15 protein-coding genes are annotated in these 15,014 nt (G+C 65.3%); 11 read left to right on the top strand and 4 right to left on the bottom strand.

Going from position 1 to position 15,014, the window contains the following annotated elements:
* The first annotated feature begins 11 nt into the window (after positions 1-11).
* On the top strand, positions 12-629 hold the full coding sequence (gene plsY / locus SCD90_RS03785) for a glycerol-3-phosphate 1-O-acyltransferase PlsY (RefSeq protein ID WP_319843307.1): 618 nt from the start codon (positions 12-14) through the stop codon (positions 627-629).
* A 3-nt stretch (positions 630-632) separates the two neighbouring features.
* Positions 633-1,754 carry a DNA-processing protein DprA gene (gene dprA, locus SCD90_RS03780; RefSeq protein ID WP_319843306.1) on the top strand — a complete coding sequence of 374 codons (1,122 nt, stop codon included), beginning with the start codon at positions 633-635 and terminating at the stop codon, positions 1,752-1,754.
* An 8-nt stretch (positions 1,755-1,762) separates the two neighbouring features.
* On the opposite strand, the gene SCD90_RS03775 is transcribed toward dprA, so the two are convergent.
* On the bottom strand, positions 1,763-1,939 hold the full coding sequence (locus SCD90_RS03775; protein WP_319843305.1) for a hypothetical protein: 177 nt from the start codon (positions 1,937-1,939) through the stop codon (positions 1,763-1,765).
* Positions 1,940-2,175: 236 nt separating this feature from the next.
* Here SCD90_RS03775 and topA point away from each other — a divergent pair, with 236 nt between their 5' ends.
* The 6 genes from topA (at position 2,176) to rpmG (ending at position 9,696) form a co-directional block, all read left to right on the top strand.
* Positions 2,176-4,830 carry a type I DNA topoisomerase gene (gene topA / locus SCD90_RS03770; RefSeq protein ID WP_319843304.1) on the top strand — a complete coding sequence of 885 codons (2,655 nt, stop codon included), beginning with the start codon at positions 2,176-2,178 and terminating at the stop codon, positions 4,828-4,830.
* A gap of 12 nt (positions 4,831-4,842) precedes the next feature.
* Positions 4,843-7,107, top strand: a complete 2,265-nt coding sequence (gene rnr, locus SCD90_RS03765) for a ribonuclease R (protein ID WP_319843303.1) — start codon at positions 4,843-4,845, stop codon at positions 7,105-7,107.
* A gap of 32 nt (positions 7,108-7,139) precedes the next feature.
* On the top strand, positions 7,140-7,508 hold the full coding sequence (locus tag SCD90_RS03760; protein ID WP_319843827.1) for a DUF983 domain-containing protein: 369 nt from the start codon (positions 7,140-7,142) through the stop codon (positions 7,506-7,508).
* A 164-nt stretch (positions 7,509-7,672) separates the two neighbouring features.
* Entirely contained in the window at positions 7,673-8,260 is a 588-nt protein-coding gene (locus SCD90_RS03755; protein WP_341849673.1) for an NUDIX hydrolase, read from the top strand.
* A 3-nt stretch (positions 8,261-8,263) separates the two neighbouring features.
* Entirely contained in the window at positions 8,264-9,451 is a 1,188-nt protein-coding gene (locus SCD90_RS03750) for an MFS transporter (RefSeq protein ID WP_319843301.1), read from the top strand.
* Positions 9,452-9,528: 77 nt separating this feature from the next.
* A complete protein-coding gene (gene rpmG / locus SCD90_RS03745; RefSeq protein ID WP_319843300.1) occupies positions 9,529-9,696 on the top strand; it encodes a 50S ribosomal protein L33 in 168 nt (55 codons plus the stop codon).
* A gap of 316 nt (positions 9,697-10,012) precedes the next feature.
* On the opposite strand, the gene SCD90_RS03740 is transcribed toward rpmG, so the two are convergent.
* Entirely contained in the window at positions 10,013-11,380 is a 1,368-nt protein-coding gene (locus SCD90_RS03740; protein ID WP_319843299.1) for a PleD family two-component system response regulator, read from the bottom strand.
* 9 nt (positions 11,381-11,389) lie between these two features.
* Positions 11,390-11,758 carry a response regulator gene (locus SCD90_RS03735; RefSeq protein ID WP_319843298.1) on the bottom strand — a complete coding sequence of 123 codons (369 nt, stop codon included), beginning with the start codon at positions 11,756-11,758 and terminating at the stop codon, positions 11,390-11,392.
* Positions 11,759-11,876: 118 nt separating this feature from the next.
* On the opposite strand from SCD90_RS03735, the gene SCD90_RS03730 reads away from it, so the two are divergent.
* Positions 11,877-12,158 (top strand): DUF3572 domain-containing protein, encoded by a 282-nt coding sequence (locus tag SCD90_RS03730; protein WP_319843297.1) that lies wholly within the window; start codon positions 11,877-11,879, stop codon positions 12,156-12,158.
* Positions 12,155-13,456: a DNA polymerase IV gene (locus SCD90_RS03725; RefSeq protein ID WP_319843826.1), complete on the top strand. Its 1,302-nt coding sequence runs from the start codon at positions 12,155-12,157 to the stop codon at positions 13,454-13,456. Before SCD90_RS03730 ends, SCD90_RS03725 begins: the two co-directional genes overlap by 4 nt.
* A gap of 41 nt (positions 13,457-13,497) precedes the next feature.
* Here SCD90_RS03725 and SCD90_RS03720 read toward each other — a convergent pair whose 3' ends face one another.
* Positions 13,498-14,355 (bottom strand): EipB family protein, encoded by an 858-nt coding sequence (locus tag SCD90_RS03720; protein ID WP_319843296.1) that lies wholly within the window; start codon positions 14,353-14,355, stop codon positions 13,498-13,500.
* Positions 14,356-14,493: 138 nt separating this feature from the next.
* Between SCD90_RS03720 and SCD90_RS03715 the strand changes: the two genes are divergently transcribed.
* Positions 14,494-14,958, top strand: a complete 465-nt coding sequence (locus tag SCD90_RS03715) for a RidA family protein (RefSeq protein WP_319843295.1) — start codon at positions 14,494-14,496, stop codon at positions 14,956-14,958.
* Positions 14,959-15,014 lie beyond the last annotated feature (56 nt).

Raw genomic sequence — 15,014 nt, 5'->3', positions numbered from 1 at the left:
CGGTGCCCGATTTGGCTGACCTCTCGCTGCCTCTCCTCTTTGCTGCTCTCGCCTTCGGCTACGTGCTCGGCTCGGTCCCGTTCGGCTGGCTGCTGACCCGCGCCGCAGGGCTGGGGGATATCCGAAGCATCGGTTCCAACAATATCGGCGCCACGAATGTGCTGAGGACGGGCCGGAAGGACTTGGCTGCCGCGACGCTTCTCTGCGATGCGCTGAAGGGCACTGTCGCGGTGCTGATTGCTGCGATGTGGGGCCCCGAGGCGGCCATCGCCGCCGCCCTGGGCGCGTTCATCGGCCATCTTTTTCCTGTGTGGCTCGGATTCCGGGGCGGCAAGGGTGTCGCGACATTCATCGGCCTGCTGATCGCGTTCAGCTGGCCGTCTGCCATCGCTTTCGCTGCCATATGGCTGACGACTGCATGGCTCACCCGCTTCTCATCGCTTTCCGCGCTCGTCGCTGCGGCCGCGACTCCTCTGATATTGTGGCTGGGAAAGCCGGCGTCGGTTTCGGTGCTGTTCCTGATCCTGGCGGTGCTGATCTTCGTCAAGCATCATGCCAATATCCGTCGCTTGATGGCTGGCACCGAGACAAAGATCGGCAGCAAGACGCGCCAGACCGAGAGCGTCTGAGTCTTGCCACCATCCTTCGGCCTCGCGCTGTCCGATGAGCAACGGCTGAGCTGGCTGAGGTTGATCCGGTCCGAGAATGTCGGCGCCCGCACATTCCGGACCCTCCTGAACCAGTTCGGCGGCGCGGGCGAGGCACTCGCCGCCTTGCCGGATCTTGCGCGTCGCGGCGGCGCCACGCGGCAGCTCCGGCTCTGCTCACGTGCAGACGCGGAGCGGGAACTGGCAGGGCTGGCGCGCATCCGCGGCCGCGTGATCGCACTTGGTGAGCCGGATTACCCGGCAGTGCTGGCCCAGATGGAAGGCGCCCCTCCACTGCTGACGGTGATTGGAAGCAGCGCGGTTTTTGTGCAGCCGTCGGTGTCCATCGTGGGCGCACGCAACGCGTCGGCTGCCGGGCGGACCTTTGCCGCGCGGCTTGCGATGGATCTTGGCCGCGCAGGCTTTTGCATCACGTCGGGTCTTGCCCGTGGCATCGACGCTGCGGCGCATGAGGCAAGCCTATCCACCGGCACCGTCGCCGTTCTGGCAGGAGGTGCGGACAGCATCTACCCGCCGGAGCACATTCCACTGCTCGCCCGCGTGCTTGAGGGGGGTGCCGCAGTGACGGAGATGCCTCTGGGATGGGAGCCTCGCGCCCGCGACTTCCCCCGGCGCAACCGCATCATCGCCGGCCTTTCCATGGGCACGGTGATCGTCGAGGCGGCCATGCGCTCGGGCTCGCTGATCACTGCACGGCTGGCGAACGAGATCGGCCGCGAGGTAATGGCTGCGCCGGGATCTCCGCTGGACCCGCGCTGCGAAGGTTCGAACCGCCTGCTGCGCGACGGAGCGACGCTGATCACCTGCGCCGAGCATGTCGTGGAAGCACTAAGCCCGGGCCTGAGGCATCAACCCGATCTGTTCGAAACCAGCTTCTCCGAAGGTGGTCAGGTCAGCCCCGCATGGAACGAGGATGGCGAGGTGCGGAGCCGGATCGAGGGGCTACTCGGCCCCTCGCCCTGCGATGTGGACGATCTTGTACGGCTATCCGGCTCTTCCGCCCGCGATGTGCAAATGTCGCTGCTTGAGCTTGAGCTTGCAGGACGGCTGGAGCGCCACGGAAATGGTCGAATCAGCCTGATCTGAAGGCGACCTCAGCGGATTGCCTTGGCATTTTCTTCTGCTTCGAGCCGCGCCAGCTCAAGCAGATAAGCAACCACATCCAGTCCGGATTTACTGGCAAGCGCGGATAGCTGGCTCGACATCTCCGCCACATATTCCGCCGTCTGCACAGGCGAGATCATGGAACCGACCCTGTTGTCCGTGTTCATGGTAGCTCCCCATCAGCTGGCCCAGCCCGGATCGCGATTGCAACCGGAATAAATCCTGAACTGCCCCACTATCAGAGGGTTAGCTCCCTTTCGCGCTGATTGCAATATCTACTAAACACAACCTGAACATGCATTCGGCTTCACGACAGAGGCGCGGTTTGACTTGCCGCGGCCGCTTCCCCATGTTCTCGCCGCGCCACCCGGCGCTTTGATCTCACCTCTCCCGACAGGCATCCATGGATCTCGTCATCGTCGAGTCCCCGGCGAAAGCCAAGACGATCAATAAATATCTTGGCTCCGGTTATGAGGTGCTGGCGTCCTATGGGCATGTGCGCGACCTGCCCGCCAAGGACGGCTCCGTCGATCCCGAGCAGGACTTCCACATGCTGTGGGAAGTCGACGCCAAGGCGCAGAAGCGTCTGGCGGATATCACCCGCGCTGTCCGCGGCGCCGATCGCCTGATTCTCGCAACCGACCCTGATCGCGAAGGCGAAGCCATTTCCTGGCACGTGCTCGAAGTGCTGCGGGAGAAGAAGGCGCTCAAAGGCCAGACGGTCCAGCGCGTGGTCTTCAACGCCATCACAAAGCAGTCGGTTCTCGACGCCATGAAGGCGCCGCGCGAGATCGACACTGCTCTGGTAGACGCCTATCTGGCTCGCCGCGCGCTCGATTATCTGGTGGGCTTCACCCTGTCGCCGGTGCTGTGGCGCAAGCTGCCGGGCGCGCGCTCGGCAGGCCGTGTGCAAAGCGTGGCGCTGCGCCTGGTCTGCGACCGCGAACGCGACATCGAGACGTTCGTCAAACAGGAATACTGGTCTCTGGTGGCGACCCTTGCCAACACCAAGGGGGAGCCGTTCGAGGCGCGCCTTGTGGGTGCCGACGGCAAGAAGATCTCACGGCTCGGCATCAACTCCGGCGATGAAGCGGCGGCCTTCAAGCGCGCGCTCGACTTTGCCGACTTCTCCGTAGCCTCGGTGGAGGCAAAGCCCGGCAAGCGGCATCCGCAGCCGCCCTTCACCACCTCGACGCTTCAGCAGGAAGCCTCCCGCAAGCTCGGCCTGTCCGCCACCAACGCGATGCGCACCGCGCAGCGGCTCTACGAGGGCGTGGACATCGGCGGCGAGACCGTCGGCCTCATCACCTATATGCGTACCGACGGCGTGCAGATCGCACCGGAAGCAGTCACGCAGGTGCGTTCCTTCATCGGCCGCAGCTATGACCGCCGCTACCTGCCGGGTGCGCCGCGCGTCTACAAGACCAAGGCCAAGAACGCGCAGGAAGCCCATGAGGCGATCCGGCCGACCGATGTGTCGCGCCGTCCGCAGGATGTGCGGCAATATCTCGATAAGGAGCAACTCGCGCTCTACGAGCTGATCTGGAAGCGCACCGTCGCCAGCCAGATGGAATCCGCCGAGGTGGAGCGCACCACGGCCGAGATCGTGGCCCATGCTGGTGGTCGCGGCCTTGAGCTGCGCGCCTCGGGCACGGTCATCACCTTCGATGGCTTCCTCGCGCTGTACCAGGAAGGCCGCGACGACGATTCCGAGGACGAGGACAGCCGCCGGCTGCCCATCCTTGCCGCGCATGAGCGGCTTGAGAACCGTGGGATTGCCTCGACCCAGCACTTCACAGAGCCGCCGCCCCGCTACACGGAAGCAAGCCTCGTGAAGAAGATGGAGGAGCTCGGCATCGGGCGTCCCTCCACCTATGCGGCCACGCTCGGTGTGCTGCGCGACCGCGGCTATGTGGAGATCGACAAGAAGCGCCTCGTTCCGCAAGACACGGGACGCCTGCTGACGGCATTCCTCGAAAGCTTCTTCCGCCGCTACGTGGAGTATGACTTCACGGCCAGCCTCGAGGAAAAGCTCGATCTCATCTCCGACAACGAGCTCGACTGGAAAGAAGTGCTGCGGGACTTCTGGCGCGATTTCGCAGCGGCGATCGCGGGCACCAAGGAACTGCGCACCACCGAGGTACTGGACTCCCTCAACGAGGTTCTCGGCCCGCATATCTTCCCGCCCCGCGCAGACGGCGGCGACCCGCGCACATGCCAGGTCTGCGGCACCGGCCGGCTTTCGCTGAAGACCAGCAAGTTTGGAGCCTTCATCGGCTGCTCGAACTATCCGGAATGCCGCTACACGCGGCCGCTCGCGGCAAGCGGTGCGGACGACACGGCAGGCGTGGGCGGCGACGGCAACAAGGTTCTGGGCCAGGATCCGCAGAGCGGGCTCGACGTCACGCTGCGCGACGGCCGGTTTGGCCCTTACGTGCAGCTGGGCGATGGCGACAAGCCGAAGCGGGCATCGCTGCCGAAAGGCTGGGCTCCCGGCGAGATGACACTAGAGCGGGCCGTCGAGCTGCTGGCGCTGCCTCGCGACATCGGCCTGCATCCCGAGACCGGCAAGATGATCCAGGCCGGCATCGGCCGCTATGGGCCGTACATCTCGCATGACGGCAAATACGCGAACCTGCCGACGCCCGAGGAGGTCTTCGAGGTGGGCATCAACCGCGCCGTGGACGTGCTGGCCGAAAAGGCTGCCGGCGGCCGAGGCGCCCGCGCCGGTTCTACACCGGCAAAAACCCTTGGCGATCATCCCGAAGGTGGCGCCGTCACCCTTCGCGCCGGGCGTTTCGGACCCTATGTAAGCCACGGCAAGATCAACGCGACGATACCCAAGAGCCGCGACCCGGAGACCTTCACGCTGGATGAGGCCGTCTCCCTGATCGCAGCCAAGGTGGAGGCCGGCGGCGGTGCGAAGCCCGCCCGCAAAAAGGCTCCCGCCAAGGCCGCCGCGAATGGCAAGGCTCCGGCGAAGAAGGCGGCGGCCAAGAAGGCGCCGGCAAAGAAGAAGCCCGCGGCTCGCAAGGCCGTGGCGACCGCAAGCGACTGACAAGGAGCACGATTGGCCCCCTCCCGCACACCCGACCTTCCGAGCAAGGACCAGATCGCCGCCTTCATCGCCCAGAATCCGGGGCAGGCCGGCAAGCGGGATATCGGCAAGGCCTTCGGCATCAAGGGCGGCGCGGCCAAGGTGGCGCTGAAGGCGCTGCTGAAGGAGATGGAACGCGAAGGCTCGCTGAGGCGCACGAGCCGGAAGCTGCGCACTCCGGGCGCCCTGCCCGGCGTCGTGCTGGCGGAAGTGACTGGCCGCGACAAGGATGGCGAACTGCTCGCCACCCCGGTCGAGTGGGAGGGGGACGGCCCCGCTCCGAAGATCGTCGTCCACATTCCACGCCGTGGCCACAAGCCCGAATATGCTCCAGGTCTGGGTGACCGCGTGCTTCTGCGGATCGAAAGCACCCGCGAGGAAGACAATCGTCCGGTTGGACGCGTCATCAAGGTCCTCACCCGCGAGAACCAGCGCGTGCTCGGCATCTTCCGCGCCAACCAGGGCGGCGGAGGACGGATCGAGCCGGTGGACAAGAAGAAGCTCGGTCGCGCGCTGGACGTGGCACCGGGCGAGGAAGGCGGCGCGAAGGATGGCGATCTCGTATTCGCCGACCTGCTGCGCGAAGGCCGGCACGGCAATTCGACCGGGCGCGTGCGCGAGCGGCTGGGATCGCTGAACAGCGAGAAGGCCATCAGCCTCGTTGCCATCCACACGCACAACATTCCGCACGTCTTCCCGGACGATGTGCTGGCGGAAGCCGATGCGGCAGAGCCTGCGGAGCTCTCGGGCCGCGAGGACTGGCGGGACCTGCCTCTCGTCACGATAGACCCGGCGGACGCCAAGGACCATGACGACGCCGTCTACGCAGCGCCGGATGATGACGCGTCCAATCCCGGCGGCTTCGTCATCACCGTGGCCATCGCCGATGTCGCGGCCTATGTGCGTCCCGGCACTGCACTGGACCGCGAGGCACTGACCCGCGGCAATTCGGTCTACTTCCCGGACCGCGTCGTGCCGATGCTGCCGGAGCGGATCTCGAACGATCTCTGCTCGCTACGTCCCCTGCAGGACCGTCCGGCACTTGCCGTGCGCATGGTCATCGATGCCGAGGGCAGGAAGCGGTCGCACCATTTCCATCGGGTGATGATGCGCTCGGCGGCCCGCCTCTCCTACCAGCAGGCGCAGGCCGCGATCGACGATCATCCCGACGACACGACGCGGCCGATCCTCGACACGATCCTGAAGCCGCTCTGGGCTGCCTACGCCGCCGTGAAGAAAGCGCGCGACCAGCGCCAGCCGCTGGACCTCGACCTTCCGGAGCGCAAGATCATCCTCAATGCCGAGGGCGGCGTCGACCGGGTGATCGTCCCTCCGCGTCTGGACGCTCACCGGCTGATCGAGGAGTTCATGATCCTCGCCAATGTGGCGGCGGCGGAGACTCTGACGGCGAAGAAGCTGCCGCTTGTTTTCCGGGTGCACGACGCGCCATCGCTCGAGAAGATGGCAGGCCTGCGCGAGTTCCTGAAGACGCTGGACATCGCGATTCCCGAGGGCGAGAATCTGCGCCCGGCGAACTTCAACCGCATCCTCGCGAAGGTGGCCGACACCGAGCACAGCGAGGTCGTGAACCAAGTCGTGCTGCGCTCGCAGGCGCAGGCGGAGTACGGGGCGGACAATTACGGCCATTTCGGCCTGAACCTGCGCCGCTACGCGCACTTCACCTCGCCGATCCGTCGCTATGCGGACCTCATCGTGCACCGGGCGCTGATCCGCGCCCACGACTTCGGCGACGACGGGCTGCCGGCTCACATGACCCCGGCCATCATGGCCGAGATCGGCACCGCCATCTCCGCTGCCGAACGGCGCGCCATGGCGGCCGAGCGCGACACGGTGGACCGGCTGATCGCGCATCATCTGGCCGAGCAGATCGGCGCAACCTTCACCGGACGCATCTCCGGCGTCACCCGGTCCGGCCTCTTCGTCACGCTGGCCGATACCGGCGCGTCCGGGTTCATACCGGCATCGACACTGGGGCGGGACTACTACGTGCATGACGAGGCGCAGCATGCGCTCATCGGCCAGAGCACCGGCGAGGCGTTCCGGCTGGGCGATGATGTCGAGGTGAAGCTGGTCGAGGCCATCCCCGTCGCCGGCGCGCTGCGTTTCGAGGTGCTCAGCGAGGGCCGCACCATGCGTCCGCCCGGCCGTGGAAAGCGCGCCATGCGCCGCCCCGGTGGCAACGAGCCGCGACCACGCCGCACCAAGAGGCGCCAGTGAGCGAACAGACGCCGCCCCGGGACCGTTCGCTGATGTCTGGTATCCTGCGCGGAGCCATGTGCCGCTGCCCGAATTGCGGCGAAGGGCGAATGTTCGGCCGCTATCTCAAGGTGGTCGACCAGTGCGCCGTCTGCGGCGAAGAACTGCATCATCACCGCGCCGACGATGCGCCGGCCTACGTCGTCATCTTCATCGTGGCGCACATCATCATTGCCTTGCTGCTGGCTGTGGAGATGGCGCTGAAGCCGGCAGTCTGGGTGCACATGGCGCTCTGGCTCCCCATGACGATCGTCATGTCGCTCGTGCTCCTCCCGGTGGTGAAGGGTGCACTGGTCGGCATGCAATGGGCGCTGCGCATGCACGGCTTCGCGCCGGGACAGCATGGTTCGGAAGCCGCGTGAGCTTGCGCGGACCGGCGGAAACGCCAAACGCCCAAGGGACCAACGCCCCACCTGCCCCCTCGTATCACCCGTCCCAGCGCCGTCCCCATGACGCGGCTTCGCTGATCCTGGTTTCGCATGAAGACAGCGGGCCCCGCGTTCTTATGGGGCGCCGGAACATGGCCATGCGGTTCCTCCCCGGCATCTATGTTTTTCCCGGCGGCCGCGTGGAACGCACGGACAGCGGTATCGAGCTGGCACATGGCTTGCCGGCCCATGTGCAGCAAAAGCTGACGAATGGCGCGCCGCGACTGAGCCTGCAACGGGCACAGGCTCTTGCAGCGGCGGCCATTCGCGAGACGGCCGAAGAGACGGGGCTGTTCCTTGGCGTACGGGGCGAGTGGAAGCGCCGCCGGATACCACCGTCATGGTCTGCGTTTGCGGGCGAATCCGTTGTCCCGGATCTTTCCGGGCTGGCACTGATCGCAAGGGCGGTAACGCCCACCGGCCTGCCCCGCCGCTACGACACCCGCTTCTTTGCCGCCGATGCGGCGAGCGTCGCGGCACGCGGGGAGTTGCCGGCAGGGCCGGATGCCGAACTGGATGATCTTCGCTGGCTTACGCGGGAAGAGACCGACGAACTCGACCTTCTTCCGATTACGCGTGTCATCCTCGAAGAGTTATTCCGGCGTATAGAAGCGGGAATCAGCCGCGATCTGCCGGTCCCCTTCTTTCGTTTTCGCGCCGGCCGCATGCGGCGCGACGAGATCTGATCCATGAGCGTCTTCACCGATCAGCGTCACCGGATGCTGGCCATCGCTACCGCCATTACGTGCATCACGGTGGTCGGCATCGGACTCAGCCTTTCGGTGCCCCTGCTCTCTTTTGTGCTGGAGGCGCGTGGCGTTTCCGGCACGATGATCGGGATCAACACCGCGATGTCCGGTGTCGCGACCATCATGCTCGCGCCGTTCATTCCGAACATCGCCGCGCGAATGGGCACCCGGCGGCTGCTCATCAGCGCGCTTGTTCTCGGCGCCGCAGTGTTCATCAGCTTCTATTATGCCGGTCCGTTCTGGCTGTGGTTCCCGCTCCGGTTTCTGTTCGGCGTCTCCCTTTGCGTCCTGTTCGTGCTCTCCGAGTTCTGGATCAACGCCGCGGCACCTGAAGGCTCGCGTGGGCTGGTCATGGGCATCTACGCATCATGCCTGTCGGTCGGGTTCGCGATAGGGCCGACCGTGCTGACGATCTTCCCGCCGACCTCCATGACGCCCTATGTCATCGGCGCGGTGCTGTTCCTGCTCTCCATCATTCCCGTGGCCCTGGCTGGTCAATTGATGCCGAGCATCGACCACACGCCGTCCAACCAGGTGCTGCTCTACCTTGCAGCGGCCCCGTCCGCCGTCCTCGCGGCGTTCATCTTCGGCGCTGTCGAGACGGGCGGCATGAGCTTTCTGCCGCTCTACGGGCTCAGGAACGGCTACAGCGAAGCCAGTGCGGCCCTGCTTGTCTCGATCCTCGCGCTAGGCAATGTCCTGGTGCAGATCCCGATGGGGCTCATCAGCGACCGCGTCGACCGCCGCAAACTGCTGCTGACGCTCGGAGCAGTCGGTTTCGTCGGGGCGGCGGCGATGCCGTTCGCCGCGCAGCATGCCTTTGCTCTGTTCCCCATCGTCGCCATCTGGGGCGGCCTCGTCGCGGGCTTGTACACCGTCGGCCTCGCGCATCTCGGCGCCCAGTTCCGCGGCTCCCAGTTGGCGGGCGCGAATGCCACCTTCGTCATGATGTACAGCCTGGGTCTCCTGGCTGGTCCGCCTGCCATGGGGCTCGGCATGGACATCTGGAATCCACATGGGCTGCCGCTGACGATCGCGCTCCTGTTCCTGCTCTATGTGGTCGTTGTGGCCTGGAGGATTGCGACGGGACGCAGCGCTTCACAGAAGGTGACGGTGGAGAATCCTTGACTTCAGGCTTCGGATGCGTAGTTTGCCGCATTCCTGAATTCACAGTGTGTGCGCCGCGCGCCGCCGAGGAGTTTCGCATGGCCAAGGCCGCGATGATCAAGATCAAGCTGCAGAGCACTGCAGACACGGGCTTCTTCTACGTCACGAAGAAGAATGCACGGACCAAGACCGAGAAGATGGTGCTGAAGAAGTACGACCCGGTCGCACGCAAGCACGTCGAATTCCGCGAGACGAAGATCAAGTGATCTGAAGCCTCAGCTGGTTTGAATGAACAAAGGGCCGGTGCGATCTCGCACCGGCCCTTTGTTCATGTGCTGTATGAGGTGGCGGGGACAGCCCTGGAGTTGAGGCTTTTGGACCGCCCCCGCCGGTAGAGGCCCTCGAACAGCAGGAGATGCGGCGGACCCACCGTCCTTGGACCACCAGGCGCTCACGGGCAAAAGCCAACGAACATCCGGCCCACCACACTTAGGTTGCAGCGCATTTGAATCAAAGCGCTAACAACGTACCGCCGCAGCCCGCGCAAAATTTACCTAAACTTTTAAGATTACTCGCAAAAATTCAGGCGGCGTCAGAGACCACGCGATTTCGACCATCGCTCTTCGCACGGTACAGCGCGAGGTCCGCACGCTTCATGATTGCAGCCGGGCTGTCATTCGGCTGGCTGGCGGTGATGCCGACCGAGATCGTGACGCTGATCGGTTCGTCCGCTCCATCACCGAAGGGCTCCGACTCCATCCGGCGGCGCAGGCGCTCGCCGACGGCCTGGGCCACGCCGATATCGGCGTCCGGCATCAGGATGATGAACTCCTCGCCGCCATAGCGGCAGGCCAGGTCCACGCTACGCACACTCTGGCGGACGCGTTCGCCGAAGCCACGCAGCACGTCATCCCCGCGATCATGCCCGTAGCGATCGTTGATCGACTTGAAATGATCGATGTCCACCATGATGACGCTGAGAGGCCGCGGACGGTCCTGATCCTGGTCCAGCAGCGTCTCGAGATGCGTTTCCATGTAGCGGCGATTGTGCATGCCGGTCAGCGGATCCGTGACCGCCCATTGGAGGCTCATCTGGTATTTGGATCGGAGCCGCTGTGTATACCGATGCCTGCGAATCTGCGTCAGCGTGCGTGCGACGAGTTCGTTTCGGTCTACCGGGCGCGACAGGAAGTCGTTGATGCCCAGGTCCAGCCCCCGCATCACGCGTAGATTGTCGTCCGGCTCCACCACGGCGAGGATCGGCAGATGGCGGGTACGCTCCAGCGAGCGCATCTGGCTGCACAGGCGGAGCGCGTCGAAACCCTGCAGGCTCAGGCTGACAATCACCAGATCGTAGGCGCCCTCAGCCGACCGGAACAGCGCCTCCTGGGGGGAGGTCTCGACTTCAACGTGATGATTGATGGACAGCGCGAGCTGCATGCGCTCGTAGGACGATGCGCGGTCATCGACGATCAGGATGCGTCCGCCGAGGCCATCGTCGAGAACGGCGTCGAGCACGCTGTTCGACAGCCCGATCTGCAGCCCCGACTTGGCCCGCATGCGCAGCTCGTCGGTCATCTGCTTGATGCGTGTGAGGCTGCGCACCCGCGCCATGAGCGCCAGCTCGGAAACGGGCTTCGTCAGGAAGTCGTCCGCCCCCGCCTCGAGACCCGCCACCTTGTCCACCGCCTGATCAAGCGCGGTGATGATGACGACGGGTATGTAGCAGGTGGAGGGATCGGCCTTCAGTCGCCGACATACTTCGAAGCCGTCCATTCCGGGCATCATCACGTCGAGCAGCACAAGATCGAACGCACTGCGGGCGCAGGCATCCAGGGCCTCCTGCCCGCTCATTGCCGTGACAACCTCGAAATACTCGGCTGTCAGCCGTGCTTCGAGCAGGCGCACATTTGGCAAGACATCGTCTACGACAAGGATGCGCGCCGGCATGTGGCGGCCTCAGCTGTCGAGAAAATGGCGGACGGTCTCCAGGAACTTGGAAACCGAGATAGGCTTCGAAAGATAGGCTTCGCAACCGCCTTCGCGGATCCGCTCCTCATCGCCCTTCATCGCGAAAGCGGTGATGGCGATGACGGGGATGCCGCGCAACTCCTCGTCGTTCTTCAGCCAGCGGGTCACTTCCAGCCCGGAGACTTCCGGCAGCTGGATGTCCATCAGGATGAGGTCGGGATTGTGCAGGCGGGCCAGCGCTATGGCTTCGATGCCGTTGCGCGTCTGCACCGTCTGATATCCATTCGCCTGCAGAAGATCGTTGAAGAGCTTCATGTTCAGCTCATTGTCTTCCACAATGAGGATCGTCTTGGCCATCAGCTCTGATCCTCCGCGCCGCGGAACATTGGCGACCCACGTGCAAGCGGTGGGCGGCATTGGTTGTGGTTGACGAAAATAGTAGTAGCTAAAAGTTGACGAAGGGCGAACCTGCACGATGAAAGTTCGAGGTATCCAGCCGGATCCGGCCGACCTTGCGGGCCAGGCCCTTCTGTTTCTCGCGGGCGACGCCGAGCAACTCGGTGCATTCCTCGCGGTCACGGGTCTCGACCCGCGGCGCATCCGGGAAGCGGCGAAGGAACATGGGTTCCTTGCCGGCGTGCTGGACCACATCCTTGGAGACGAAAAGCTGCTGCTGCGGTTCTCCTCCGAGAGCGGCGTGGCGCCGGAACGCGTGGCGGAGGCGCGCCGCGCGCTGGGCGGCGCGAACCTGCACTGATCACCCGCGCGATCCCAGGCTTCTGCCGGGACTGCCTGGCCGAGGCTGGAGAGGGGCCACGATGCCGCGCCTGTCTCAGCCCTCGGCTGGTGCGCCACCCGGAGCTCAACTCGCTCAGCATTGCCCATGTCGATTGCGATGCCTTCTTCGCTGCAGTCGAAAAGCGCGACAATCCGGACCTTCGGGACAAGCCGGTGATCGTCGGCGGCGGTCGCCGGGGCGTGGTGTCGACCTGCTGCTACATCGCGCGCATCAACGGCGTGCGTTCCGCCATGCCGATGTTCAAGGCGCTGAAGCTCTGCCCGGAGGCCGTGGTCATCAAGCCCACACATGGCAAATACGTCGCCGTGGGACGGCAGGTGCGAGCCATGATGATGGACCTGACCCCGCTCGTGCAGCCGGTCTCCATCGACGAGGCCTTTCTCGATCTCAGCGGCACGGAACGTGTGCACGGGCTGGTGCCCGCCCGCACGCTTGCGCGGTTCGCCAGGCGGGTGGAAGCAGAGCTGGGCATCACCGTCTCGGTCGGGCTGGCGCCGAACAAGTTTCTCGCAAAGATCGCCTCGGATCTCGACAAGCCGCGCGGCTTCGCCGTGATCGGCGCCGCGGAAGCCCAGGAATTCCTCACCCATAAGCCGGTTGGCATCCTTCCGGGCGTGGGAGCGGCGGCGCAGGCGCGGCTCGCGCGCGACCACATCACGGAGGTCGGCCATCTGCGGCAGCTAGACGCAAGGGAGATGGCGCGCCGCCACGGCGCTCACGGGCTCCATCTGTGGAACCTCGCGCACGGCCATGACACCCGCCCGGTTCGACCGGAGCGGGAGACCAAGAGCGTCAGCGCCGAGACCACTTTCGACGAGGACATCTCCGATCCGGCGCAGCTCGCTGCTGTCCTGTGGAGTTTGGCGGATCGCGTGTCGGCGCGGCTGAAGGCGGCTGAATTCAGCGGCACGCGGGTGACGCTCAAGCTGAAGACGCCGGATTTCCGAAGCCGCACCCGCAGTCGCTCGCTGGAAACACCGACGCGACTGGCCGGCCGGATCTTCGAGACGGGGCGCGACCTTCTCGTAAAGGAGGCCAATGGCGCCCGTTTCCGGCTGATCGGGATCGGGGTGGAAGACCTCCATCCGCTGGGTGACGGTGACCCGCCCGATCTCATGGATCCGGGTCTGCCGAGGCGCATTGCGGCGGAGAAGGCCGTCGATGACCTTCGCCGGAAATTCGGCGCCGGCATCCTCGATCGGGGCATCTCCTTCGCGCCCGGGGTGCGGCTACCCCGAAGGCGCGAGCCGGACTAGCGCCTGCGCCCCCTCGCGGCGCGCAGCGCATGTCCGCGCCGTCACGGCTGCTTGCACTCTCCGGCGGGCAAGGCCTTCAACGAGACGAGGCGGCCCTCGACCACGAAGTTCCCGTAGTCGAGCCGCAGAGCGCCGGCTATCCCGTTTTCGTAGAGGTCAGCTGCGAAGATGAACTTCGGCGTCTGCTCGCTCTCCGTCGATGCCGCATCGAAATAGCTGATGCTCACGGGCCAGCGGCGAAGTTTATCCATGCCGAGTTCTAGCCCCAGCGAAACACCGCCGGCGCTTCCGGGCGCCTTCGGCGGCCCGATGAAGGTGACCGACGGGCTTGAGGTATCGCCAGGCTCGCCACCGTCGAACACATCTGCCTGCAGGGTGAAGGCGCCCGTTTCGGCCGCACCGAGGATGTGGCGCAGATGCTCGGTGGGGAACATGGTTTCAGCTGGCAGGTCCGCGCTTTTCTGCTCGGGCTTTTGCAGTTCCACCTTGATGAGCCCGCGGTTCCCGCGCTTCGCCACGCCGTCCACCTCGGTGGCGTCCGTACCGCTCACGACGCTGTTGGCCTCGAAGTCGAAGCTTTGCGCGGTATCCGCCTCGTCGGTCACTGAGCGGAAGTCGAGAGATGTACCCTGCCCCTCGCCGGTGCGCATGGACATCACCTGCCGATAGGTCAGCACCGCCCGACAGTCACGCCGCGCGAATTCGTAGACAAGCCGTCCGTTGATCGTGCGGATGCCCGCACGGTCACGCGCTTCGACAAGGCTCAGGTCGTAGACGGCTATGTGGGGAACGAGACGATCGACCGGCACCGCGGGGCTGGCGAGCGCAGCCGTGCCGGCCACAAGCGCAAAGGAAATTGTCAGCGCGCGCAGTGCTCTTCGGGGAAGCGGCATGATCATCGATTTCTCCCCTGAAGGCTCGGCGAAGATAGGTGCCGCCGGGTGGCGGCGCAACGCGTGCTTTAGGTTGCCCGGTTCAGACCGCTTGCGCATGCAGTGCGGCTGCGTCAAAGACGGGCGCGCCCAGAGGAGACCCCAATGACAACGAGCATCGACAGCCGCCTGGAAGAAATCGGGGTTACCCTGCCCCGCCCCAACCCGCCCGCCGCCAACTACGTTCCGGTCGTTATCACGGGCAGCTACGCTTATGTGTCGGGCCAGCTTCCAATCGACGCCAGCGGCCTCACGCTGACCGGCCGTCTGGGAGACGGCGTTGCCGTGGAAGCCGCTCAGGATGCAGCCCGCCTGTGCGCCATCAACGTGCTGGCGCAGTTGAACGCCGCTCTGGGCGGCTTCGACCGGGTGGTCCGGCTGGTCAAGGTCGTCGGGTTTGTTGCGTCCGCGCCCGGCTTCGGCGATCAGCCCAAGGTGGTGAACGGCGCCTCCGACTTCTTCGTGGAAGCGATGGGAGACGCTGGCCGCCACGCCCGGTCCGCCGTGGGTGTCGCCGCATTGCCTTTCGGCGCGGCGGTGGAAGTCGAGGCGATCTTCGAGATCGCCTGAAGCGTACGCGTTCGGCCGTCGCCCGCTGCGGCGGTGGCCTTGGCGCGGCGCCGGAT

This window comes from Terrihabitans rhizophilus (genome assembly GCF_033898525.1).
Classification (GTDB): domain Bacteria; phylum Pseudomonadota; class Alphaproteobacteria; order Rhizobiales; family Methylopilaceae; genus Flaviflagellibacter; species Flaviflagellibacter rhizophilus.
Note: the sequence above shows the minus strand (reverse complement) of the source record. Positions and strands in the feature narration are given on the sequence as shown.